This window comes from Ectobacillus antri (assembly GCF_003852715.1).
Taxonomy (GTDB): Bacteria; Bacillota; Bacilli; order Bacillales; family Bacillaceae_G; genus Ectobacillus; species Ectobacillus antri.
In genome coordinates this window covers 1-1656 of the sequence record NZ_RIAV01000058.1, presented here as the reverse complement: position 1 = coordinate 1656, position 1656 = coordinate 1, and the positions used below count along the sequence as shown (strand labels likewise).

The following is a 1656-nucleotide window of genomic DNA, read 5'->3' as shown; positions in this document are numbered from 1 at the left end:
GTCTGTCCAAAATCAAAAAGAATTCATCCATCAACTGTTTGGACTAGTTACTTAAGACCAACAGTCATTAGAGATCTTTCGCTTTTTTATATTTTCTTCAAGTATTTGCACCAGAACCGCAAAACGCATATATTATACGCTAAGGGATTTACTGGAATATAAAATCATAATTCCCTTACCATTAGAATGGTTTCAATCAAAGAACAACAAAAAGCCATCTCATGCTGAACTGCACCCCAATTGTTAGACGCAGTCTAACAATTGGAGGTGCAGTTTTTGTATGACCAAATTTACAACGGAAATGAAATTAACCATCATAAAAGGGTTTAACACATGCATTTTACACAAATGTAGATGTAGATGCAGATATCTATGTCGATGTTTTTGTTTGTGCCATTGAATCAAATCAAGTGTGTTGTTTAAAACACACTAAAAATGTGCTATTATATGTGTATACGATTTGTATTCACCGTCATACTATAAGGGAAGGGGTAATGAAAGTGAGCGTGAATCTTATGGATATTAAAAAAAATGGTACGTTAAGCCATTTGGAATTTTTAAAGGAGCATGTTTTTGGCATAACTGATATTACGCGAAAAAACAAGTTGTCTGAAATTTTAAATCAGTTTTCTGGAAAAGAAACAAGCGAAATTTATGTGATCCAGAATGCCAAAAATAAGGATGCAGCTGGAGTATTAGCTGATGTAGAGTACTTTAAGAACCTATTGGAGACTCAACGTATTTTCGAGGGATTAGTTGATGCTTATATGGAGCAAGTTACAATGGAGAGACAAAATGATGTTGCTGATATAGAGTTTACAAAGGCTCTTGAGGGAGAAGAATTTAGTTTTGATGAAATTTTAGCTTTAGCTGCAGAAGTTGAAATAGACGAGGATTAGAAACGATAATGGATGAAATTGAAAAGCTTAATGCAGAATTAATGAAATGCAATACTCAGGTTTTTTTCTCTCATAACTCTCTACGTGATTATAAGCGATATCCTAATGGTTCTAGAAAGGTAATCTTAGCTTTGATACTTAAACAAGCGATGAAGGGTGCGATGTTTCAACCAAAAGGTAACGGAAAACAACTAAATCCTCCACTTCATCAATTTGCTAAAATCAAACCTAGAGCAATGAGTATGAGGATTGTCTATAGACCGGTTGAAAAGGTTATAAATGGTCAAAAAATAGTTGAAATGCAATTGATAGCAATAGGACCAAAAGATCGGGAAGAAGTATATAACTTAGCTCTTAAACGGTTAGATAAGTTTTTTGAAGAAATAAGAAAAAGGGATCAAAATAAAGAAAACCACTAGGAACAGGCATAAGTCTGCTTTAGTGGCTTTCTTTATTTTGATTTTAATTTTTACAACTACCGTTCCATATAGCCATAGCAAAAACGGACGAATAACTTCTCCAATTATCGTTAAGGTCTTTTTCGGAAAATGCTTCTGTTAGGATATTGGGAATTTGCAGTTCGGTTTTTAAAAATATACGTATGATGGTTTCAAACGTTGCTTCACAGTCTTGGTGTTTAGAAATGCTAACCTAAAAATGTACAACTAAGCTCACTTAAAGATGTACAGAATAGCTTCACTTCTTCATACTAATCATGAGGTGATTCGTATGTACATCATGTTGGATATTCAAACGG

2 protein-coding genes are annotated in these 1656 nt (G+C 33.7%); both read left to right on the top strand.

The window, feature by feature from the left end:
- The first annotated feature begins 500 nt into the window (after positions 1 to 500).
- A complete protein-coding gene (locus tag EEJ45_RS18000) occupies positions 501 to 899 on the top strand; it encodes a hypothetical protein (RefSeq protein WP_124566123.1) in 399 nt (132 codons plus the stop codon).
- 8 nt (positions 900 to 907) lie between these two features.
- A complete protein-coding gene (locus EEJ45_RS17995) occupies positions 908 to 1318 on the top strand; it encodes a hypothetical protein (RefSeq protein ID WP_124566122.1) in 411 nt (136 codons plus the stop codon).
- Positions 1319 to 1656: the final 338 nt, after the last annotated feature.

Coding starts and splice junctions, on each gene's coding strand:
- EEJ45_RS17995 (WP_124566122.1), top strand. CDS start 908: ATGGATGAAATTGAAAAGCTTAATGCAGAATTAATGAAATGCAATACT.